The sequence below is a fragment of the Salinispora sp. CH2A1_6 genome (genome assembly GCF_056820975.1).
Window position 1 is genome coordinate 12,869 of record NZ_JBXEDG010000013.1, and the last position, 23,178, is coordinate 36,046.

Annotated in this window: 11 protein-coding genes and 1 pseudogene; 9 read left to right on the plus strand and 3 right to left on the minus strand. The window is 68.8% G+C overall.

Annotated elements, in window-relative coordinates:
* Positions 1-51 precede the first annotated feature (51 nt).
* The 5 genes from pyrH to AC1UKG_RS18125 all read left to right on the plus strand — a co-directional run bounded on the left by pyrH (position 52) and on the right by AC1UKG_RS18125 (position 5,574).
* Positions 52-819: a UMP kinase gene (gene pyrH, locus AC1UKG_RS18105; protein ID WP_033662615.1), complete on the plus strand. Its 768-nt coding sequence runs from the start codon at positions 52-54 to the stop codon at positions 817-819.
* A 73-nt stretch (positions 820-892) separates the two neighbouring features.
* Positions 893-1,450: a ribosome recycling factor gene (gene frr / locus AC1UKG_RS18110; protein ID WP_018743122.1), complete on the plus strand. Its 558-nt coding sequence runs from the start codon at positions 893-895 to the stop codon at positions 1,448-1,450.
* Positions 1,451-1,752: 302 nt separating this feature from the next.
* Positions 1,753-3,069 (plus strand): phosphatidate cytidylyltransferase, encoded by a 1,317-nt coding sequence (locus AC1UKG_RS18115; RefSeq protein WP_482642083.1) that lies wholly within the window; start codon positions 1,753-1,755, stop codon positions 3,067-3,069.
* Positions 3,070-3,197: 128 nt separating this feature from the next.
* A complete protein-coding gene (gene rlmN / locus AC1UKG_RS18120; protein WP_482642084.1) occupies positions 3,198-4,316 on the plus strand; it encodes a dual-specificity RNA methyltransferase RlmN in 1,119 nt (372 codons plus the stop codon).
* Between the two features lie 52 nt (positions 4,317-4,368).
* Positions 4,369-5,574: a DivIVA domain-containing protein gene (locus AC1UKG_RS18125; RefSeq protein WP_482642085.1), complete on the plus strand. Its 1,206-nt coding sequence runs from the start codon at positions 4,369-4,371 to the stop codon at positions 5,572-5,574.
* A gap of 113 nt (positions 5,575-5,687) precedes the next feature.
* On the opposite strand, the gene AC1UKG_RS18130 is transcribed toward AC1UKG_RS18125, so the two are convergent.
* Positions 5,688-5,954, minus strand: coding sequence for a DUF2631 domain-containing protein (locus tag AC1UKG_RS18130; RefSeq protein WP_026271210.1), 267 nt, complete (start codon positions 5,952-5,954; stop codon positions 5,688-5,690).
* 197 nt (positions 5,955-6,151) lie between these two features.
* Here AC1UKG_RS18130 and AC1UKG_RS18135 point away from each other — a divergent pair, with 197 nt between their 5' ends.
* Positions 6,152-7,741, plus strand: a complete 1,590-nt coding sequence (locus AC1UKG_RS18135; protein ID WP_482642086.1) for a Rieske 2Fe-2S domain-containing protein — start codon at positions 6,152-6,154, stop codon at positions 7,739-7,741.
* Positions 7,742-7,798: 57 nt separating this feature from the next.
* On the opposite strand, the gene AC1UKG_RS18140 is transcribed toward AC1UKG_RS18135, so the two are convergent.
* Positions 7,799-9,424 (minus strand): phytoene desaturase family protein, encoded by a 1,626-nt coding sequence (locus tag AC1UKG_RS18140; RefSeq protein ID WP_482642087.1) that lies wholly within the window; start codon positions 9,422-9,424, stop codon positions 7,799-7,801.
* 113 nt (positions 9,425-9,537) lie between these two features.
* Positions 9,538-12,660, minus strand: coding sequence for a DNRLRE domain-containing protein (locus AC1UKG_RS18145; RefSeq protein ID WP_482642088.1), 3,123 nt, complete (start codon positions 12,658-12,660; stop codon positions 9,538-9,540).
* Between the two features lie 436 nt (positions 12,661-13,096).
* Here AC1UKG_RS18145 and AC1UKG_RS18150 point away from each other — a divergent pair, with 436 nt between their 5' ends.
* From AC1UKG_RS18150 to AC1UKG_RS18160, 3 genes and pseudogenes are all read left to right on the plus strand, one after another.
* A complete protein-coding gene (locus tag AC1UKG_RS18150) occupies positions 13,097-21,013 on the plus strand; it encodes a ricin-type beta-trefoil lectin domain protein (RefSeq protein ID WP_482642089.1) in 7,917 nt (2,638 codons plus the stop codon).
* Positions 21,014-21,057: 44 nt separating this feature from the next.
* On the plus strand, positions 21,058-21,567 hold the full coding sequence (locus AC1UKG_RS18155) for an SMI1/KNR4 family protein (protein ID WP_482642090.1): 510 nt from the start codon (positions 21,058-21,060) through the stop codon (positions 21,565-21,567).
* A 181-nt stretch (positions 21,568-21,748) separates the two neighbouring features.
* Positions 21,749-23,044 (plus strand): annotated as a pseudogene (locus tag AC1UKG_RS18160) (IS1380 family transposase).
* Positions 23,045-23,178: the final 134 nt, after the last annotated feature.

Sequence of the window (23,178 nt, forward strand, 5' to 3'; positions counted from 1 at the left end):
TTCGCGGCGTGTGCGGTGTGTGCGGCGTGCGCAGGGTGAAGGGCGGGGAGGATGACACAGGTTGTGAGTGACCGGAGTCTGCTGGCGGAGGATCCGACGGCGCCGCCTCCTGGCCGCGCGCGTCGGGTGGTGCTGAAGCTCTCCGGCGAGGTGTTCGGCGGGGGCGCGATCGGTGTCGATCCCGATGTTGTTCAGGGCATCGCCCAGCAGATCGCGACCGTGGTTCGGCGTGGTGTGCAGGTCTCGGTGGTGGTCGGTGGGGGCAACTTCTTCCGGGGTGCCGAGTTGCAGAAGCGGGGGATGGACCGGGCCCGGGCCGACTACATGGGCATGCTCGGTACGGTGATGAACTGCCTCGCCCTCCAGGACTTTCTGGAGAAGGAGGGCATCGAGACCCGGGTGCAGAGCGCCATCACGATGGCTCAGGTCGCCGAGTCCTACATTCCGCTGCGCGCCATCCGGCACCTTGAAAAGGGGCGAGTGGTGATCTTCGGGGCCGGTGCTGGCATGCCCTACTTCTCCACCGACACCGTCGCCGCGCAGCGTGCCCTGGAGATTCGGGCAGATGTGGTGCTGATGAGCAAGAACGGGGTGGACGGCGTCTACACGGCGGATCCGCGGATCGACTCGACTGCCAGCAAGTTCGACTCGATCACCTTCTCCGAGGTGCTTCGTCGAAATCTGCGGGTTGCCGATGCCGCCGCGTTCAGCCTCTGCATGGAGAACGGCCTGCCGATGTTGGTCTTCGGCGCCCAGGGTGACGACACCATTACCCGGGCCGTGGGAGGCGACAAGATCGGCACCCTGATCACCACCTGAGCGGTTCGACCTCGACGGTCCTGTCCTCCGACACGACCAGCCACGACGAGCATAGAAGGAGGCGAGGAGAACGGTGATCGACGAAACCCTCCTCGAGGCCGAGGAGAAGATGGAGCGTGCCATCGAGCACGCCAAGGAGGAGTTCGGGGCCATCCGTACGGGCCGCGCCAACGCCGCCATGTTCTCGAAGATCATCATCGACTACTACGGCAGCCCGACCCCGTTGCCGCAGATGGCGTCGATCGGGGTGCCGGAGCCCCGGATGGTCATCATCAAGCCGTACGACACCTCGCAGACCAACGCCATGGAACGGGCGATCCGCGACTCCGACCTTGGGGTAAACCCCAACAATGAGGGTAACCAGCTGCGCATTCTGCTCCCGCAGATGACCGAGGAGCGCCGCCGCGAGATGATCAAGGTGGCTCGGCACAAGGGGGAGGAGGCCAAGGTGGCGGTCCGCAACATCCGCCGCAAGGCCAAGGAAGAGCTGGACCGGCTGGTCAAGGCCGGTGAGGTCGGCGAGGACGACGGGCGTCGTGCCGAGAAGGAGCTGGACGATCTGACCCAGCGCTTCGTCGGCACCGTGGACGAATTGATCAAGCATAAGGAAGCCGAGCTGCTCGAGGTCTGACCTCGCTGCCCGACTGCTGACGCGGCACCGGCGACCACGCCCTTCGGGGCCGCCGGTGCCGCCCTTCTGTCGCGGCTCGGCACCGCGCCGGCCGTCCCGGTGGCTGGTCGGGGCGGTGGAGGCGGTTTCGGATGCCGGGGTGGCGAGTGCAGTAGGCTCGGCTCGATTCTCGGGCACCGGCGGTGACTGGCGGGGATCGACTGGCCGACCCGTCGGTCAACCAGAGGGAACATCATTCGGGTAGGGGACATGGTTGTGGTTGTGCGTCTGGTCGTCGGTTTCGTCTCCCCGCCCGGTGCGTGATGTCCCCCGTTGACCCACACCGCAGCGCCGAACCGCACGGTTCGGAACGGCCGGCCTCCGCCGCGCCGTGGCCCGACCGGGAGCTCGAGCCGGAGGCGCGGGGCAGTGGGTTCGCCGTCGCCCCGGACCGACCCGCCGAATCGCGCGGCGTTGCGCCGGCGGACCCCGGCGCGGTGACTCGCGACGCCACTGCGATGGCTCGGCGTCGAGAAACTCCCGGTTACGACCACGGGGGAACCGGCCGGCCTGGCTGGTCGCCGGCGGAGCCGGCGGGTGGGCCCGACCGGCTCCGCCGTAACGGCCACCACGCCTCCGCCGATGACCGGGACTTCCCGACCGCCCAACAGCCTCCGGTCCGGGACATCCCGGTCGGCGCTGAGCACCCCACGGCCCCGCTTCAGCCGGTCTCAGCTGATGATCCGGCCACGCAGCCGCCATCGCGGGGGCGGCGTCGGCCGGGACGGCGTCGTGCCACCGGCGCCGCTGCCCGACAGCGGTCGTCCGGCAAGGCCGGCCGTAACCTGCCGGCGGCCATCGGAGTGGGGCTTGGCCTCGGTGCCCTCATCCTCGTGCCGCTCTTTCTCTACCCGTTCGCCTTCGTGGTGGTCGTCGCGGGGGCGCTGGCGGTCGGTTGTTGGGAGATGATCCGAGCGGTCGGTCGCGCGGGTGTCCACCCGCCGTTGGTCCCGCTGGCCGCGGGGAGCGTGCTGGTGGTCGGGCTGGCCTGGTTCGCCGGGCCCGATGCGTTGACCCTCGGCCTGCTCGTCACGGTGCTCGGCGCCCTGGTGTGGCGACTGGGTGACGGGCTGGCCGGGTTTCGCCGGGATGCCCTCGCGACCACCCTGATCGCTGTCTACGTACCGTTCCTCGGTGGGTTCGCCGCGCTGATGGCGGCGGCGGAGGACGGGGCGCTGCGGGTATTGGTGACAATGGTCGCGGTGGTGCTCTCTGACACCGGTGGATACGCGGCCGGAGCCAACTTCGGCCGGCATCCGATGGCCCCGACGATCAGCCCGAAGAAGTCCTGGGAGGGGCTGGCGGGTTCGCTCGGCGCCGCGGCCCTCGGCGGCGCCCTGCTGATCTGGCTGCTCTTCGATGTGGCGCCCTGGTGGGGAGCGCTCTTCGGGATGGCCGTCTCCGCCGCGGCCGTCCTGGGCGACCTGGCCGAGTCGATGATCAAACGAGACCTCGGGGTAAAGGACATGAGTAACCTGCTGCCGGGGCACGGCGGCCTGATGGATCGCCTCGACTCGGTTCTCTTCGCCCTCCCGACGGCGTACCTGCTGCTTGCGCTCTTCGTTCCGGTGACGGGCTGAGTCGTGGACTACCCGGTGCCCCCCGCCGGGCGCGTCCCGCCTTCATCAGCGTTGCCGGCCGGGCCGGGGCGAGGCTGGCGGATCCACAGCGGTGCGGTCCGGTTCCGGCGTGACAGACTGGATGGGTCATGACGAGCCTGCCCTTGACCCCGGTCAACCCCGACGCCGCTGCCCGCCGCGCGGCGATGCCCCCGCGGCACCTCGCCGACCTCGATCTCGCCGGTCGCCAGGCTCTGGTCGCAGAGCTGGGCGAGCCGCGGTTCCGAGCTCAGCAGGTGTCGACCCACTACTTCGGCCGCCTGGTCCGCGATCCGGCGCAGATGACCGACCTGCCGTCGGCCACCCGGGAGAAGCTGGCCGACCAGTTGCTGCCCACCCTGTTGACGCCGGTGCGGGAGCTGGCGTGTGACGACGGGGCCACCCACAAGGCGCTCTGGCGGCTGCACGACGGCTCGCTGGTCGAGAGCGTGCTGATGGGTTATCCCGACCGGGTGACGGTCTGTCTCTCCAGCCAGGCGGGGTGCGGGATGGCCTGCCCCTTCTGCGCGACCGGCCAGGCGGGCCTGACCCGCAACCTCTCCACCGCGGAGATCGTCGACCAGGCGGTCTACCTGGCCGGCGTGGCTGCCTCCGGCGCTGTCGCCGGGTCCCCGCCGCGGCTGTCTCGCGTGGTGTTCATGGGGATGGGTGAGCCACTGGCCAACTACAACCGGGTGGTGGCGGCGATTCGCCGGCTGGTGGCGCCCTCGCCGGAAGGGCTGGGGCTGTCCCAGCGGCACATCACCGTCTCCACGGTGGGTCTGGTCCCTGCTATCCGTCGACTGGCCAGCGAAGACCTCTCCGTGACCCTTGCGTTGTCGCTGCACGCGCCCGATGATGAGCTGCGCGACGAACTCGTGCCCGTCAACCAGCGCTGGAAGGTGTCCGAGGTGCTGGAGGCGGCCTGGGAGTACGCGGCCCGCACGGGACGTCGCGTGTCGATCGAATACGCAATGATCAAGGACGTGAACGACCAGCCGTGGCGAGCCGACCTGCTTGGGCGGCTACTGGCCGACCGGTTGGCCCACGTGAACCTGATCCCGCTCAACCCCACTCCGGGTAGCCGCTGGGACGCGAGCCCGAAGCCGGTCGAGCGGGAGTTCGTCCGGCGGTTGCGCGCTGCCGGGGTCTCCACGACAGTGCGGGACACCCGGGGGCGTGAAATCGACGGAGCGTGTGGGCAGCTCGCCGCGGCCGAGGGGCAATGAGAGCGTGGGGGGCCGGGGAGACCCGGCGGAGCGAACGAGACCAGGAGACATAGTGGCGAGTCAGGGTCAGCGTTTCCGGCGTAAGTCGCTGCGCCGGGGATACAAGGTTGACGAGGTGGATGTCTTCCTCGACCGGGTCGAGGCCACGCTGGACGGGCAGCCGGTGGGCGCACCCGTCTCCGCGCAGGAGGTTCACGACGTCGTCTTCCGGGTCCGATTCAACGGCTATGACGAGTGGCAGGTCGATCTTCACCTCGACCGGGTCGAACGGCAGCTCGCCGAGTTGGAGGAGCAGGGAGGCCTCTCGGCTCCGGCCACCGATCCCCACACCGCCGAGCGAATGGGTCCACCCGATCGGATGGGTCCCCCGGATCGGATCGGTCCACCCGACCAACTCGGCCCGCCGGAGCGGATGGGTCCACCGAGGCACGATGAGCGGGGCATCGCTCCGGAGCAACAGCCGATGCCACCCCGGTTCATGCCGGCGCAGCCCGGGGGCCCGTACGGTGGGTACGACGACACCACCGGCTCCTTCGCCGGCGGCTACGACGCCCCCCGCGGCGGCTACGAACCGCCCCGTGGGCCGGCCGCCCCGCACGCTCCCGGTGGTCCGCCCCGTGGGCCGGCCGCTCCGCACGGTCCCGGTGGTCCGCCCCGTGGGCCGGCCGCTCCGCACGGTCCCGGTGGCCCGCCCCGTGGCCCGGCTACCGGCGGCTACGGCCCCGACGAGCCGCGGTTTGACGGGTTCGAGGCCGGTCGGCACGGGCGGGCAGACATGACGACCGAGATGCGGATGCCGGAGCGAGGGCGGGAGCTGGGCGCTCCGCCCGCACCGCAGCCCGGCTTCGGGGGCCCGCCGGCCGTCCCCAGCCCGCCCGGGCCGACCGGGCCGCCTCCGTCGCAGCCCGGCTTCGGCAACCCGCCGGCGGTCCCCGGGCCACCGATGGCGGCTCCGCCGGCGGTGACTGGTCCGTCGATGGGGGGTCCGCCCATGGCCGGCCCGCCGGGAAGCGATCTCTACCGGGTTGACCAGATTCGCCGCAGTTTCCAGGTTCGTCGCTTCGGCAGCGGGTACGACCCGGACCAGGTAGACCGCTTCTTCGACAGCCTGCTCGGCGGGATGCAGGGGCGGAATCCGATGCCGGTGAATCCGCGCGACCTGGGCACGCTCCGCTTCGGCCTGGTCCAGGGTGGCTACTTCGAGGAGGAGGTTGACGCCGCCCTGAAGAATGTGCAGGACGTCCTGCTCGGTCGTTGACCCCGGACTGACGGTTATTGCCCCGGACCAACGCCGGGTTGACCCGGAACAACGCTGTGGCCCGCTCCCGGACTCCGGGGAGCGGGCCACAGCGTTGTGGCTGCCGGTGTGCGCTACGGGCGAAGCCCGTTGCGCCGGAGCACGATGTCGCCGACGACGACGGCCAGCAGCAGAACGGCGAGGCCGATCAGCCAGAGGTCCTCGATCCTGCCCTCGTGGTTACCGCAGATCATTGCCAGCAGCGACAGCGCCACGACCACCGCGCCGATCCGTCCGGACCTGCGGTGCCCGGGCTTGTGTTGGTCCGGAGACGTAACCGGCTCGCTTCCTGCCACTGTCGGTCCTTCCCTCGTGATCTGATCCGCGGTCAAGTCTGGCACGCCTGGTGCCGGCCCCGGCGCTGGGTCCGACCATCTCCCGGACCGGAGTTGTGGGGGCGCCGGGAGCCCGTGTCGGCCGGAACGGAGGGCGTTGTCGCCCATGGACGGGGCACTACCGGCGTCGCGGCGTGATGGTGAGAGTGGCTCCGGTAGGTTCTGACGTGAACCTTGTTATGTCTGCTAGAGGGGGAACTGCGGTGCGAGTGACCGGTACCGGGCACGCCAGCATGCGGATCGACACTCCCGCGGGGAGCATCCTGTGCGACCCGTGGGTCAACCCGGCGTACTTCGCCTCGTGGTTTCCGTTCCCCGACAACTCCCAACTCGACTGGGCGGCGCTGGGCGACGTGGACTATCTCTACGTTTCGCACCTGCACCGGGACCACTTCGACGCGGCCCACCTCAAGCGATACGTGTCGAAGCGGGCTACCGTACTGCTGCCCGCCTTCCCGACCTCGGAGATGGAAGACGAGCTGCGGGAGTTGGGCTTCACCCAGTTCCTGAAGGCGCCGAACGAGGAGGTCGTCGATCTGGGTGGCGGCCTCAAGGTCATGATCCAGGCGCTGACCAGCCCGACCGACGGTCCGATCGGGGACTCGTCGCTCTGGGTGGAGCACAACGGGGTCCGGTTGCTCAACCAGAACGACGCCCGCCCCACCGACCTCAGCATCTTCACCGAGCTGGGCCACGTGCACGCGCACATGCTTCAGTTCTCCGGGGCGATCTGGTATCCGATGGTCTACGAGCTGCCGAACGCCGCCAAGACCGCGTTCGGCAAGCAGAAGCGGGATCGGCAGTTCGACCGGACCTGGCGCTACATCGACGACCTGAAGGCCGACCACGTCTTCCCGATCGCCGGCCCGCCGTGCTTCCTCGACGACACCCTGTGGCAGTTCAACGATATCCACGGTGACGAGGGCAACATCTTCCCCGACCAGTCGGTGTTCCTGGACGAGTACGCCAAGGTCGGCGGCACCAACGGGGTGGTGCTGCTGCCGGGCAGCGTCGCCGAGGTCACCGCCGACGGCTGCGAGACCACCCACCCGGTGCCGGTGGCGGAGTTCTTCGCCAACAAGGTCGCCCACCTCGAAGAGATGCGGGAGCGCAAGCGGCCGATCATCGCGGCGGAGAAGGCGTCCTGGCGGCACCCGGAGGTGGACGTCCTGGCGGAGATGCAGCGCCGCATCGAGCCGCTGCTGAATGAGTCGATCTATCTGGCCAAGGGGGTCGGTGGCCCGGTCCGCTTCGACCTGGTCGATGGTGACGACGCGGGTGCGGAGACCGTCGAGTCCATAGTGGTGGACTTCCCCGGCAAGCAGGTCCGCCCGTACGCCGACGAGAAGGTGCGCTACCGGTTCCGCACCGAGCGGGCGCTGATCGAGCACCTGCTGCACATTGGCGAGGTGGACTGGGTCAATTCGCTCTTCCTGTCCTGTCGCTTCTCCGCGGCGCGGATCGGCCAGTACAACGAGTTCGTCTACGCCTTCTTCAAGTGTCTCTCCCAGGAGCGGCTGCAGTACGCCGAGGGCTGGTACGACGAGCACGAGCGGGCGGTCGACGCGGAGGACATCACCCTCGGCGACTGGGTGGTGCAGCGGCGCTGCCCGCACCTCAAGGCGGACCTGAGCCGATTCGGCATCGTGGCGGACGACCAGCTCACCTGCCAGCTGCACGGCTGGCGCTTCGACCTGGCCAGCGGGCGGTGCCTGACCAGCGTCGGCCACAAGATCCGTGCCCAGCGCGCCGACGAGCAGACCCCCGCCCCGGTCGTCGAGACGACGACCTGATCCCCGTGCGGTCCCGCATCGCTTCGGCTGCGCGGCGGCCGCACCGCCAGCGTATCCTCACCGTCCGAGGTCGGTGAGGATACGCTGGGCGGCGTTGTGGCCGGACGCACCGATGACACTGCCGGCCGGGTGACAGCCGGCGCTGCCCGCGTACACGCCGTCGATCCCGGTGGCATACGGCATCCGGTCGGTGAACGACACCGTGTTGTCCACGTGGTGGATGTGCCCACCGGTGATGCCGAAGTGCGCCTCGATGCCGGGTGGGGCCAGCGGTACGGCGTCGGCGATCAGGGCCCCGGTACCGGGGGCGTATCGCTCGCAGATCGCCACCAGCTGCGCCACATACCCGGGTAGCGCCTCGTCCCAGGTGGTGCCCGCCAACGCGTACGGCACCGACTGCACGAAGAGCGCCGACGAGTGGTGCCCGGCGGCGTCGGAGAGCGTCGGGTCGACGGTGGTGTGCAGGTACCACTCGATCGTCGGCTCCGGCGGCAGCCGCCCGGCCCGCACGTCGGCCCACATCGCGCGCAGCCCCGCCAGCGGCGTGTCCCGGGTGTCGCCGGGTTCGGAGCCGGGCAGCAGGTGGATGGTGGACCCGAACGGGCTGGGGGCGGCCTCCGGCAGGCAGGAGAAGCGCGGCAACCCGGTCAGCGCCAGGTTGAGCTTGAGCGTGGTGCCGGGGCGGCGGACCGCCGTCATCCGGTCGGTCAGCGCCGTCGGGAGCGCGCCGTCGGGGAGCAGCTCCAGCAGCCGGTACGGGTCGCAGGCTCCCAGCACCACGGAGGCGGCAACGGTCTGCCCGTCGGCGAGCCGGACACCGGAGGCCGCACCCCCGTCCAGGGTGATCGCGCTGACCGGCGTATCGGTGCGGATGGTGGCGCCGGCGGCGCGCGCGGCGTCGGCGAAGGTCCGGGAGACGGTGCCCATGCCCCCCTTGGCGATCATCCAGGTGCCGTCGGAGCCGGGAAGTCGGCACATGTTGTGGACCAGGAAGTTGTGCCCGGTGCCGGGGTCGTCCGGCCCGGCGTTGACCCCGGAGAGGCCGTCGGTCACCGCGTACATGCTGATGAGCAACTCGGAGTGGAAGTCGAAGCGGGCCAGGTAGTCGACGACCGAGCCGCGAACGAGGTCGACGAAGATCTGACGTAGCGCCGGCCGGACGTATCGTTCGGCGGTCTCCTCGACCGGCAGCGGTTCGGCCAGCCAGGCCGGCGCCAGGTCCGCGCGCAGCGCCGTCAGCTCGGCCTGGAGTGCGGCGTCGGCGGCGACATCGGCGGGGGAGAAGAACTCGGCGAACTGCCGCCGGGTCGCGCTCGCGTCACCGCCGAAGAGCAGGTACGGCGAGCCGGGCCCGCCCGGGGTGGGCAGAAAGTAGTGCGGGTCGCGTCGCAGCACCGGGATGTGGACGTCGAGCCGGGCGAGCAGTTCCGGGGGCATCAGCCCGAGCAGGTACGACCCGGTGGAGTGGCGCAGCCCCGGCACCCGGGGAAACGGCGTCTCGGTGCGGGCCGCGCCGCCGACCACGTCGGCGGCCTCCAGCACCAGCACCTCCAGCCCGGCTCGGGCCAGCAGGATCGCCGACACCAGCCCGTTGTGTCCGGCGCCGACGACGGCGACGTCCACCCGCCGCGGGAGCTTGGTCTGCGGTCGAGCCCGTGACGCGGAGGTCGCCTGCCGATTCATGCAGCGAAGATAGCGGTCGATCTAGCCCTGGGCTACCCCTGCACCGCGCGTGCTGGGGTTGGGGATGGAGTCGCGGGGGCCCGGTCAGCGACTGCCGGGCCCCCGCGACGCGGTCAGCCGAAGGCCTTGACCCCGCTCCAGTCGCTGGCTTTGGCAGCCAACTTCGGGCCGCCGGTGCCGGTGGTGGAGGGGTGGTAGGCCCAGATGAATCCGTCCGATCGCCGGACCCAGAAGTCGGGAACGTCGTCCCCGTTGAAGTCCGGGATCGCGAGGACGGCGGTGGTGTTGGTCTCGGTCCAGTTGCCGCCGTACGAGACATCACCCTTCCGGGAGGCATCGGCCCGCTTGAGTGAATCAAGGTCGACGCTTCCCGAGACTGGACCGGGCTTGCCGTGGCGGAGGTACATGTAGCCGGTATCCAGGTCGCGCCAGAGCAGGTCTGCAGTGCCGTCCAGGTCCACGTCCGCCATGTTGACGATCTGGCGCCGCCCCCATGGGCCGGTGTCCATCAGGATGGCTTCCTGGAAGCTGGCGCCGGTGTAGCCGCTGAGCACCCAGAAGCCGGCCCCGGCCCGCAGAGCCAGGTCTGGACGGCGGTCGCCGGTGATGTCGCCCAGCGCCTTGATCTGGATCCAGGTCGCGGGATCGGGTGTGTCTGGCGGAAGCAGGACGCGGAGTCGGTCGTCAACGTTGAAGGTGCCGTACCCGTCGCCGGGGTAGAGCCAGAAGCCGCCGTCCGGGGTTCGGGCGAACAGGTCGGTGGAGCCGTCGCCGGGATACACATCGGAGTATTTGGTGATCAGTGCTGCCTGGTCGGTTTTCGGGTCGTACCAGTGACCGGGTGGGTTGAGCGTGCCGTTCTCGTCGTAGGAGGCGACCTGCGCGGCCTCCAGTTCGCCGTTAACGTCGCCGGGGTAGTTACGTAGCGTGCCGCCGGCGTCGATCATCAGGAGGTCGGGGATTCCGTCGCCGCCGGTGTCCCCGGGCCCGTCGGCGGTGTCGCGCGGCGGCACGTAGAAGTGGTAGTCGGTGCGTTTGCTCTTGTTTCCCACCCGGTCGAACGCGTGCACCTGCAGGTTGGTGGGCCCGCCGTGCCGTGGTTTGAGGGCGGGCACCGTTGCGGTGCCGTTGGTGGCGGTCACCGAGGTCCAGTTGACGCCATTGAGTGCGTACTCGAACCGCGTCGCGTCTGCGGCGGTGAAGGTGACTGGCCCGGTCTGTCCGAACCTCACGGTCGCCCAGGTGGCACCGTCGGGGGTGGCTTCCAGGAAGACATTGCTGCTGACATCGGGCGCCGGTGGTGCCGAGGCGTCGATGATGAGCTTGCAGGGCGCGACGGGCGGGTTCCAGGTGGAGAGCGCGTTGGAGGTGTCCTCGGCCCGGACGTTCCACAGGTAGACGCCCCCGTCGACCAGGGTGGTGCTGGGGATCCTCAGGCTGGCCTTGCCTGCGCTGGTGGCGGTCACCAGGGTGCCGGTGGGCCAGGTGGCACCACTCTTCCAGAAGCGGAAGCGCAGGCTCTTCAGGTTGCCGTCCGGGTCGGAGGCGCTCGCCGACAGGGTGAGGTCGGTCTTGGCGACCGTGACCCCCCCGGGGGCGCATGCGCCCCCGGGGGAGGTGGTGAGGCCGGTCGGGGTGTTGGGCTTGCGGTTGTAGGTGACCGTCAGCGTCGCGGACTTCGCCGTGAACTTGCGCCAGGTGTACGTGTCGGACTCACTGGTGGCCCGCATGCCCAGGTTGATGTTCGACCACCCGTTGCTGGCCCCCTGCTGGGCCGCGTTCTTCACGTTGAACGCGACATATTCCCCTCTGCAGCTGCTGTTGTAGCCGTGGGCGAACGACTTCTTTTGCTGCAGGGTCATATAGCTGGGTTGGGCGTTCCAGGTGGTGCCAGAGGAGATCGCACCGACGAGCCACAACTGCATTTCCCGTTTGGTGCAGCTCCACGAGTGTTCGTTCAACACCTTGAAGGTCGCCGAGCTGACTACCGCGCCGCGCAGGGAGGTGCTGAAGCCCATCCGCCAGAACGAGCGGGTTCGGAGCGGAGTGGATTTTTCGTATCCCACTCGCGCGACGGTCGTTCCTTTGTTGAAGTTGGTGCCGTTCCAGGTGTTGGTGGTGGGGTGCTGTGAGTAGACGGTCGCCCAGGCGACCACACCGCTGTTGAGGGTCGGGTCCAGGAAGACGGGGAAGAGCGTCTCCGGGTTGGTCAGGAGCCCGGTGGCAGCGGCATCGAGGTGCAGGCGGAGCTCACCGGTGCCGTCGCCGTCCACCCGGGTGGGGAGTTGGGCGCTCCGGGCACCGGGCTCGTTGCCGCTGAGACCGCTGAGGTTCAGCACGTCGGCGGGGGTGTTCACCACGGTGCGGATTTCGGCATCCGGGCTCTCCTGGCCAGCGGAGTCCCAGGCGAACGGGGTGGGGATGGAGCCGACCTCCTGGTCGGTCTGGTCCAGGATCTGGATTCCCCCGGTGCCGGCGTCGTGGCGGAAGCGCGCGGTTTCTGACGTGAGCCCGTAGGTCACCGCGCTGGCGGCCTCGATTGTCTCGGCCGCGCGGTTCTTGACGACCAGCAACTGGCCGAATCCGCCCACGTCGCGGGCGACGATGAGCAGGTCAACGCCGGGTAGGACCTCGGGGTAGAGGGCCCGCGGGCCGTCGAGGACGGGTTCCGGCAGGTGTCCGGGCCAGGTGAAGGCGACGGTGTGGCCGTCCATCTCCGCTACGGCCAGGACGGTTTCGCTGTCACCAGCCTGGCCCCCACCGGAGCCGCCGGAGCCGCCAGAGCTGTCGGGTTGGCCGGCTGCGCTGGTGCCCGCGGAGAAGCGGACGGGGGAGGGGGCGTTGACCGGCTGGATGTCCAGGCCGTCCGGAGTCGCATCGGTACGGGTCAGCGTGGTGTCGATCGGCGACCACCGGCCGGCGGCGTTCTTTGTCCGCTGTGGTGTGGCGTTGAAAGCGGAGCGGAGCTGCCCGTCGGGCAGTGCCCAGGTCAGCGCGGTGGCGGTGGTGGCGGTCTCGACCAGCACCTCCTCACCGGTGCGGAGCGCTTGCGCCATCGCGGCGGCCTCGTCCTTCAGCGGGACGGCCGTGAGGCGGGAGACGCCCTCCGGGGAGTCGTGGCTTCCCGGCCACCACGGCAGTAGGGCGGCGACGACGGCGGTCAGGAGGAGACCGAGGGTGAGGGTCAGCCGGGTGCGTGTACGCACGAAGGGACTGAGCAGGCGAGGCGCGGTCACGGCGATCCCCTCCCGTGGGGGCCAGGCGGACAGAAAGGCGCGGCAAGCAGCCCCGTCGGTGGGTCGGGGGGCAGAACGCGGGCACACGATCGCACGGAAACGAGCGAGTTGGGTGACCCGCGAACGTTATTGACCTGTGACCCGGTGTTGTCGCTCAGAGATGGGGTCAGGAGGAACGACCTTTGTGGTCTATTTTGTCTGTGCTGTGTGCGGAGGTTGGCCTAATTCATGCCCCCGTGCCGGCTATTTGATCTTTCTAGCTTTTGTATCAGGAGTATCCCGTGGCCAAGATCACCTTCTTGGGATCTTGGTCTGACTGACGCCTTGAGCAGGGCGGGCCTATGCCGCAGAGTGCACACGCACGTGTCGCGTCCGACGCGTGTTCTGCGCGGTTCAATCCGTGCCTTCTCTTTCGTCCTCGCGGGAGTCGACGGGTATGCGTGGTACCGGTTTGTTGTTCCGACGGCCGTCCGGCCGGCGGACCCCGACGGAGTTGGGCCGCCTGGTGGGGCCGACCCGCCGGGCCTTCGTCCTGGCGCTCACGGCAACCCTGGCGGTGACCAGCCTGCCCGCCGCCGCGTTCGCGGTACCCGGATCGGGCATGACTCGAGAGCAGGTCGAGCTGCCCGACCTGCCGGAGATCGAGCGGGTCGACCGGGACGAGGGCGCCGAGACGGACCTGACCACCGCCCCCGAGGTGCCGATCGACCCATACGTGCCGCAGGCGGTTGACCCCTGGCAGCAGGACAGCGGCGTGGTGGACCTGACCGGTCTCGCCGCAGGCGACAGCCGGCCTGTCGATGACCTCCCGATCGCCCTCGGTGTGCCGGAGGAGGGCGACCCAGCCGACCTCGCCGGCACCTGGAATGTGGACCTGGCCGCACCCGAGGCGTCGCAGGACGCGGGGGTCGCCGGTCTGATCATGAAGCTCACCCCGCCGGAGACCGCGGACCCGGCCGCCGAGGTCGCGCTCAGCGTTGACTACACACCCTTCGCCGACCTGTACGGCCCGCAGGCGGCTGACCGCTTCGGGGTCGTCCTGCTGCCGGACTGCGTCTATGACGACCCGGACAGCGGGGACTGTGCGACCAATGGCGGCACTGGCGGCGGCATGTCGGTGCGGACCGCCGCCCCGACTGACCTGACCGGCCCGCCCGCCGCACAGGCCGTGCCGAGCGAGGTCGAGCTGGTGCCGGCCGACGACGCGCCCACCAACAACTCCGCGGCGGAGGACGAGCCGACCCGGCGGGTGGTCACCGGTACGGTCCCCGTCGCCTCACTGCTCGGCACCGACACCGCCGCTGCGGGCGCCGACACCGCCGCCGCAGGCACCGACACCGCCGCTGCGGGCGCCGCTACCGCGAGCGTCGCCACCGCCGTGAGCGCCGGTACCGCGAGAGCCGCTACCGCGAGCGCCATTGCCGCGAGGTCGTCAACGAGCTCGAGTGTGGTGGGTGTGCTGGACACCGGTGCCTCCACGGCCGGTGACTTCACCGCCACGCCCCTGCTCTCCGCGGGATCCTGGGCGGCGGGCTCCTCTTCCGGTGCGTTCACCTACGGGTACCAGGTGCAGGTGCCGGAGACCGCCGGTGGCCTGATGCCGAAGGTGAACCTCGCCTACTCTTCGCAGTCGGTGGACGGCCGTACCTCCGCCACGAACAACCAGGCGTCCTGGATTGGCGACGGCTGGGACTACAACGCAGGGGCGATCACCCGCAGTTACGCCAACTGCCGACAGGACTCGAAGAAGCCGGGGGCGAACAACTCCAAGCACCGGACCGCCGACCTCTGCTGGGGCTCGCCGAACGCGACACTGTCGCTCGGCGGCATGACCACCGAGCTGGTCTGGGACGAGGACAAGGAGCGCTGGTTCACCGCCAACGGTGATGGCTCCACGGTGGAGCTGCGCACGGACACCGGCCGGGCCAACGGGGACGCGGACGGCGAGTACTGGATCGTCACCACCCGGGACGGCACCCGCTACCACTTCGGCCTGCACCGACTTCCCGGATGGTCCGACCACGGCTCGGGCGCCAACGACCCGGTGACGAACTCGGTCCTCACCGTGCCGGTCTACGGCAACCACGCCGGCGAGCCCTGCTACAAGGAGGGCAACTGGGCGGGCTCCTTCTGCACCCAGGCCTGGCGCTGGGGTCTCGACTACGTCGAGGACATCAACGGCAACGCGATGTCCCTGTGGTGGGGCAAGGAGACCAACTACTACGCCCGGAACTTCAACTTCAAGGACCCGGTCAAGTACGACCGGGGCGGCTACCTCTCCCGCATCGAATACGGGCAACGCCGGGACACCCTCTTCACCGCAGCCCCCCTGGCCCGGGTGGGATTCACCGTCGCCGAGCGCTGCTTCGACGAGGGGGAGTCGACCTGCAGCGAGGAGAACTTCACCAGCTCCGAACCCGGGGACTACCGGATCTGGTACGACACCCCGGCCAACCTGCGGTGCGCCGCGGGCGAGAACTGCTGGAATGCGGGTCCGGCCTTCTTCACCCGTAAACGCCTCGACAAGATCACCACCTCGGCCCAGCGGCGCAGTGGCGACACCACGCTGCAGGCAGTGGACGAGTACCAGCTCACGCAGTCCTTCCCGATCCTGCTGACTGGGCCGAACACCGCGCTGTGGTTGGAGTCGATCACCCGTACCGGGTATGCCCGCAACGGCACGACCGACGAGAAGGTCACCCTCAACCCGGTGCGCTTCGAACACAACGTCGAGGACATGCCGAACCGGGTCAAGCAGGACCACCGCCCCGGCTTCTCCCGACTGCGCATCGCCCGGGTCATCAACGAGTACGGCGGCGAGACGGTCGTCAGCTACAAGGATCCCACCGGGGACTGTGCCACCGGCACCAACCTGCCCGGCAAGGACGACACCGCCGACCTGAAGGCCAACACCCGACTCTGCTATCCGTCGTACTGGCATCCGGACCCGGAAGCCGAGGACATCGACTGGTTCCACAAGTACGTCGTCGACAGCATCGAGGAGCTGCCCGCGATCGACGGCGCCTCCGTCGCCACCGTCACCCGTTACACCTACGGGACCCCGGCCTGGCGGCTCGCCGAGCGGGAGTTCACCAAGAAGTCGACCCGCACGTACTCCCAGTTTGCCGGCTTCGCGCAGGTCGCCGTCCGCACCGGCGACGACGATCCCACCATCGGCAGCGCGCAGACCAAGACCGTCACCCGCTACTTCCGGGGACTCGGCGACACCGTCTCGGTGCGGGACATCACCGGCGCTGAGATCGCCAAGGACCGAAAGCCCTTCGCCGGCCGAATAGCCGAGGAGCTGACCTACACCAGCGCCGAGGCCGCCGACGGGGAGTGGCTGACCCGTAGCGTCACGTACCCCGCTGCCCAGCTTCTCGCCAGCCGCGACCGCGACGACGGCCTCAGCCCGCTGGAGGCCTGGCGGGTCACCGAGCCGCGGCAGGTGGCCCACGCCCGCTCCTCCGGCACCGGCGACGACACCCGCACCGAGCGGGTCGTCGAGACGAGGACCACCTTCGAGACGACGCATGGCCTGCCCACGCACGTCGAGTCCCTCGGTGACACCGCGCAGACCGGCGACGAGTCGTGCGCCTTCCTCGAGTACCACCACCGGCTGGACAAGAACCTCATCGGGCTGACCAAGCAGGTCCGCTCCAGCCCAACCACCTGCACCGCCGCCACCTTCGACGACCTGACGACGCTGAGCTCGGCCAGCCGGGTGGCCTACGACGGCGCGGAATACGGCGCCGACCTCGGCGACGGCACCCGGGGACTCGCCACCGAGACCTGGTCGCTGAAGGGCGACGGCTCCGGCTTCCAGGCCGACGGCACCACCGGCTTCGACGCCATCGGCCGGGTCGTGACCCGAACCGACGTGGACGGCGAGACGTCCACGCTCACCTACACCCCCGCCACCGGTCAGGCCTTCGCCGTCTCCGAGGAGAACGCGCTGGGCCACCGGCAGACCCGGGAGGTGGAGCCGGGCCGGGCCGTCTCCCTCAAGACCACCGACGTCAACGGCCTGGTCAGCGAGGCGAGGTACGACCCGTTGGGCCGGCTCGTCGAGGCGTGGGCACCCGGCCGTACCCCCTCCACCAAGGCCGTCCCGGACTTCCGGGCCGAGTACGCCATCCCGGACGGCAAGCCGCCATACATCACCACCTTCGCGCGGGGGCACGAGGGCCGGATCGAAACCTCGGTCACGCTCTACGACGGAATGGGTCGGGAGCGGCAGAGCCAGACGGAGGCCATCGGCGGCGGTCGTCTGATCACCGACACGCTCTACAACAGCTCCGGTGAGGTGTGGCAGACCCGCAACGCCTACCACGCCGGCGGATCACCGATCGGGCAGCTCTTCACGCCGCTCGCCGACACCGCCGTCCCCAACGCCACCCGCTACACCTACGACGGTCTCGGCCGGGTCACCCGGGAGTTGCCCGTCCTGGACGGCGTCGAGGTGCCGGCGCGGGCCACCCGCTACACCTACGGGGAGGACCACTCCACGGTCGTCAACCCGGCGGGTGCCGCGTCCTACCGCATCTTCAGCGATGCCATGGGCCGGACCACCCGGCTGGACACCTTCACCGACAGCGGCCACACCGAGTTCACCTCGATGCGGTACGAGTACGACGCGCGTGGGCACCTGGTGCAGGCCACCAACTCCGCCGACGCGACCCACCCGTGGACCTGGACGTACGACCAGCGCGGGCGACTCGTCACCGCCGTGGACCCCAACAGCGGCACCACCCGGCTGACCTACGACCGGTTCGACCGGCAGGAGAGCGCCACCAACGGCCGCAACATCACCGTCTGGAACAGCTACGACAAGCTGCACCGCCCCACCGCGCAGCGGCTCGGCGTCAGCGACGGCACCCTGCTGGCGGCCTACACCTACGACAGTGCCCCGGGCGGCAAGGGGCTGCCGGCGACCGCCACCCGCTACACCGACGGACTGGCGTACACCCAGTCGATCGGCGGGTATACCGACGACTACCAGCCCACCTCCACCACGCTGACGCTGCCCGAGTCCATCGCCGACACCTGGGGTCTGGAAACCTCCTACCGGTACGACTACACCTACACCGACACCGGTCTACCCGAGTCGACCATGCTGCCGGCCGTCGGGACCCTCCCCGCTGAGAAGCTGCTGACCCGCTATACCAGGGACGGGCTGCCCCTGTCGGTGTCGGGTAAGGACTGGTATGGCGCCGAAACGGTCTACTCCGCGTACGGGCAGGTGCTGCGCTCCACCCTCGGCGCCCAGCCGTACCGGGTGTGGACCACCGCCTCCTACGACAACGCCAGCGGCGCCCTCACCGACCAGCTGGTCCACCGGGAGCAGACCGGTGACCAGAGCGTCGTCGCCGCCAACCTGGTGTCGCACCGCTCCTACCAGTACGACGAGGCCGGCAACGTCACCTCGATCCGTGAGCGCTCCCTCGGCCTCGAGGAGCGGCAGTGCTTCACGTACGACCCAATCGGCCAGCTGACCACGGCGTGGACGGCGACCAACCAGGAGTCCTGTGCCGCCAGCCCGGCCGGCGACACCGTGACCGCTGGCACCGACGGCGCCGGCTACTGGCAGGAGTACGAGTACGACCTGCTCGGCAACCGCACGAAACTGGTGGAGAAGGACCTCACCGGCGACACCGCCAAGGACGCCACCACCAGCTACGACTACGGCAAGGCCGACGGCACGCAGCCGCGTACCCTCACCAAGGTCACCAAGGACTACGTGACCCCGGACGGCGCGGAGGTCACCGCCGTCGCCGAGCGGCTGTATGAGCTGACCGGAGAGACCAAGGTCGTCACCTCCGTGGAGAACGGCGACCAGCAGGTGCTCTCCTGGACCTACGACGGCAAGGTCGACCGGATCACCGGCGCGGGAAGCAGGGGCAAGACCGCCTACGTCGGGTTGGCCGACAAGTGCATCGATCTGCAAAGCAGCGAACCGGGCGGGTCGATCCAGCTGTACCAGTGCAACGGCACGATCGCGCAGAAGTGGAACTTCGCCCCCTTGGCCGGCCAGGCCGACGCGAACCTGGGCACCCTGTCCGTGCACGACGACTGGTGCGTCCAGCCCGCCGCCAACACCGCCGGGTCAGCCTTCGCCACACAGGAGTGTTCTGGGTCGACTGCACAGCACCTGGAGCGCCTCTCCACCGGGCAGCTCAAGCACGTCGCTTCCGGCCTGTGTCTGGCGGTGAAGGACGAGGCCACCGACAACCGCACCCCGCTGGTGCTCGTGACCTGCGACCCGGATTCCGCTGCGCAGCAGTGGGAGGCGCAGAACGAGACCCGGCACCTCTACGGACCCGGCGGCAGCCGCCTGCTCACGGTTCAGGACCAGCAGGCGACGCTGCACCTCGGCGAGTCGGTGCTGACCGTGCGGCGGGGTGGGAACCTGGTCAACATCCAGCGTTCCTACCCGGCGCCGGGCGGCATCGTCATGCGGTACGCGCACGCCACCACCAGTTCCACTCTCGTGGCCCTCGCCGGTGACCACCAGGGCAGCCCGTACGCCGAGGTCGGTCTCTACGGTGAGATGCCGGTGCGGATCCGTAAGCAGGATCCGTTCGGCAACCAGCGCGGTACCACGCCCCTTGGATTCGACATGCAGACCCGCACCGGGTTCCTCGGCGCGGACCGGGACGACGCTTCTGGCTACACACCGCTCGGCGCGCGGCTCTACGACCCGGTGGTGGGCCGGTTCCTCTCCGCCGACCCGGTGCTGGACATCGCGGACCCGATGCAGTCCAACGGGTACGCGTACGCCCACAACAACCCGGTGACGCACTCCGACCCGACGGGTCTGGCGGTGTCGTTGACCGCCTCGGAGAGGGCGGCGGCGCTCGCGGGCGCGGGCCTATCGGCGGCGCAGGTCGCCCAGGCCCAGTCCGACATGAACCGTTCGATGACCTCGGTGATTCTCGATGCGGCATGGTACATGCTGAAAGACTTCATCGGCATCAACGACGCTGTGGCGTGCTTCGGCGGTGACTTGTGGGGGTGCGGCTGGCTTATCTTCGGGGCGCTGGGCCCAGTAAAAGCCATTAAGGCCGGGTCGAGTTTTTGGAAGGCGATCGACCGGACGGTCTCCGCGATTCAGGCATGGCGTAAGGCGAAGCGTGTTGCCCAAGGGGTGCTACGCGCCGCGAAGGCGGCGGAGACAGCGGCGCTCAACGCCAAGAAGCTAGCCATCGAAAAGGCAAAGAAGGCCGCTCAGGCCGCGAAGAAAAAAGCCGACGAGATGGCGCAAACAATCAGCAACAAGGCGACGAACGTCGCGAAGAAGACAGGTAGCCCGGTCCAGAAGAACGCCCAGGCCAGATCCAACCCCAAGGGGTCGTCGGCGGCCTCCAGCGGTGCTGGCAAGTCCGGTAGGTCCGGTGGTGGCTCCGGTAAGTCTGGCGGGGGCTCGGGTAAGGGTGACTCCAAGGGCGGCGGGAAATCCGGCGCGACGACGCGCAGCAACGGCGGCTCAAGCGGCGCGTCGTGCAAGACCAACAGCTTCGTTCCCGGCACCAGGGTCCTGATGGCCGACGGCTCCACCAAGCCGGTGGAGGATGTGCAGCCGGGTGACGAGGTTCTGGTTACTGACCCGGAGACGGGCGAGACCGTGGCCGAGACGGTCACCGCGGCCATCAAGGGTGACGGCGTCAAGAAGCTGGTGAAGGTCACCATCGACACCGATGGCGACCGTGGCTCGGAGACCGCCGAGATCACCGCGACCGATGGTCACCCGTTCTGGGTGCCGGAGCTGGGCGATTGGATCGACGCCACCGACCTGCGTTCCGGCCAGTGGCTGCGGACCAGCTCCGGCACGTACGTGCAGATCACGGCGGTCGACCGCTGGGAGGTCCTGCAGGCCACCGTCCACAACCTCACCGTCGCCAACATCCACACGTACTATGTGCTGGCGGGGGCCGCACCGGTCCTCGTACACAACACAAGCTGTCCCCGGGTTTTCGCAGTTGATTCCGTAGGTGAAGCGACTGCTCTTCCTGTGCATGAGATCGATTCGGCTATGTATCCTGGAGTAGCTGCTAATTTCCAGAAGGCGATGGCGGCTGGCAAGAGCGCGATAGTCACGAGACTGACAGGTCGGGCCAATATTAGGGCGAACAGGAATGCCGCGCAGGCTGGTAGACCGAGGCCCCGGTCAATTGCCAGTAACGGCTCTTGGGAGGAATATCCTTTTGCGTCGACGCAGGAGGGTGGAGCTGGGGCTATATTGAGCCTCATTCCTGGGAGGCAGAACTCCGCGCATGGGCGAGACTCGCTATGGCCATTCCTCAGAGATAACGGGATAGGTAATGGCGACCAGTATAATGTGCGGGTGCGGTAAGTGAGAGGATCGTTCGGATGTTGTTGAGATCTTTGGAGCTCCTGGTGGCGCAGCTTGCCGAACTGGGGCGCCCGATCGTTCCAGCGCTTTCACCAGGAATTTCAGCGGCACGGGTTGAGTCGGCACTTGGCGGCTCGGTCCCCGACGACGTGGTCGCGTGGTTTGGCTGGTGCAACGGTGTTGAGTACCTAGATGGACAGACCCAGGATGACGCGAACCTTATTCCTGGATACGCCCCCCTGTCACTCTCTGAGGCTGTTGTCCTCAGAGAGGCGTACCCTCGTGACCCTGTTCTCGGTGTGGACTGGATTCCGCTAATTGGTGGCGCTAGTGGCGATTTCTATGCGGCGGTGTGGGCGTCGGGGGATCGGCCGAAGGTTGCCGGGGTTCTATCTGAAGCACCGACGGAAATCGAGTTCAACGATGTTGAGCAAATGATCTCCGTATTCACCGAATGCTACAGGCGTGGCGCGTTCGGAGTCGACAATCGCGGGATGCTGACTATGGATCCCGAACTTTATGAGGTGATCCACTCGGAGGTCATTGGTCAGTAGGGTCGGAGAACGCACGTCTCCGATCCGTTAGCCTCGGCCCTTCGTTAAGGGCTGCCCAAGGAGTGGATCGGGAACGAAGAAGTGCCTTCTGGTCAGGCAAAATAGGACTTGCTGAGGGTCCGATGTTCCCGTCACGGAAGGCACTTGCTGGGTGAAGGCTACCGCAACACGTCCGAAGATCATGGTGACCGGGGGCGGGGGTGTGGTCGGTCATGCCGGTGCCCGGCTGCTCGCTGATACGACCGGTCTGACCAGTGCGTCCGCAACACCCTTGCGGGTCTGCGGCGGCGGCAGCGTGGGCATGATCCGGGCCGGATCGCCGTCGATCTTGCCGTGATGCTCGCCGACGGCGGTGAGGCCATCGCTGACCTGGCAGTACTACGAGATCAACAGGCCCTGTTCGGGCCGGTGGCGTCCGACCCGACCGCATGGCGGCTGTTGGCATAGCTCGACGACAAGATACTGGCCGAACTGCGATCCGCCCGCGCTCACGCCCGTGAGATCGCCTGGGCCCAGCACGCCGAGGTTCGCGATGACCTGCCGTAGCCGATGGTGGCCGGCCAGCCGGTGGTCGGCCTGGTCCTGGACATCGACGCGACCCTCGTGAACTGCCACTCCGAGAAGGAATCGGCGACCCGGACCTGGAAGAAGACCTTCGGCTACCACCCACTGCTGTGCTTTCCGGACAACACCGGCGAAGCCCTCGCCGGCGTGCTACGCGAAGGCCGGTCCGGATCCAACACCACCGTCGACCACATCACCGTGCTCGACCAGGCCCTCACTCAGATCCCCGACGCCTACCGGCACGGCACGCCGATCCTGCTGCGCGTCGACGCTGCCGGTTCAAGTCACGGGTTCCTCGCCCACATCCGATCCTTGCGCGAACAGAACCACCTGGACATCCGGTTCTCCGTCGGCGCTGCGATCACCGAACCCGTGCGTGAGGCGATCCGGGCCGCGACCGGCTGGGTTCCCGCCATCGACAACGGCGGTGACCTACGTGAACATGCCGAGGTCTGCGAGATCACCGGTCTGTTCGACCCAGCCGGCTGGCCCGACGGCACCCGGCTCCTGGTCCGCCGGGAACGCCCGCACCCCCGGCGCTCAACTGTCGCTGTTCGACACCATCGAGGGCTGGCGGCACCAGGCACACGCCCGCGTCGAGGACCGCATCCGATGTGGCAAGAACACCGGCTTCGGCCGGTTCCCGTCCCGACACTTCGCCATCAACCAGGCCTGGCTACAACTCGCCCTGACCGGCATCGACCTGATTGCCTGGACCCAGAACCTGCTCCTGGGCGGCGGCCTCACCCGCGCCGAACCCAAGAAACTGCGCTACCGGCTCCTGCACGTCGCGGCCCGGATCACCCGTGCCGCCCGCAGGACACGACTCGCCATCGCCGCCGACTGGCCCTGGACCGACACCCTGACCAAGGCATTCAAGAAGCTCACCGCACTGCCCCGGCCCACCGGCTGACCCCGCGACCCACGTACCGGCCAGTGGTCACGGAGGAACCCGACCCCACGTCGGGCCCTCAGCCTCCCACAAACAGCGCTAAACGCCCAGATCACCATCTCATCGAACGACAGCTATGAAGCGACGCTCGAATG

Coding starts and splice junctions, on each gene's coding strand:
- pyrH (WP_033662615.1), top strand. CDS start 52: ATGACACAGGTTGTGAGTGACCGGAGTCTGCTGGCGGAGGATCCGACG.
- AC1UKG_RS18115 (WP_482642083.1), top strand. CDS start 1,753: ATGTCCCCCGTTGACCCACACCGCAGCGCCGAACCGCACGGTTCGGAA.
- rlmN (WP_482642084.1), top strand. CDS start 3,198: ATGACGAGCCTGCCCTTGACCCCGGTCAACCCCGACGCCGCTGCCCGC.
- AC1UKG_RS18140 (WP_482642087.1), bottom strand. CDS start 9,424: ATGAATCGGCAGGCGACCTCCGCGTCACGGGCTCGACCGCAGACCAAG.
- AC1UKG_RS18150 (WP_482642089.1), top strand. CDS start 13,097: ATGCGTGGTACCGGTTTGTTGTTCCGACGGCCGTCCGGCCGGCGGACC.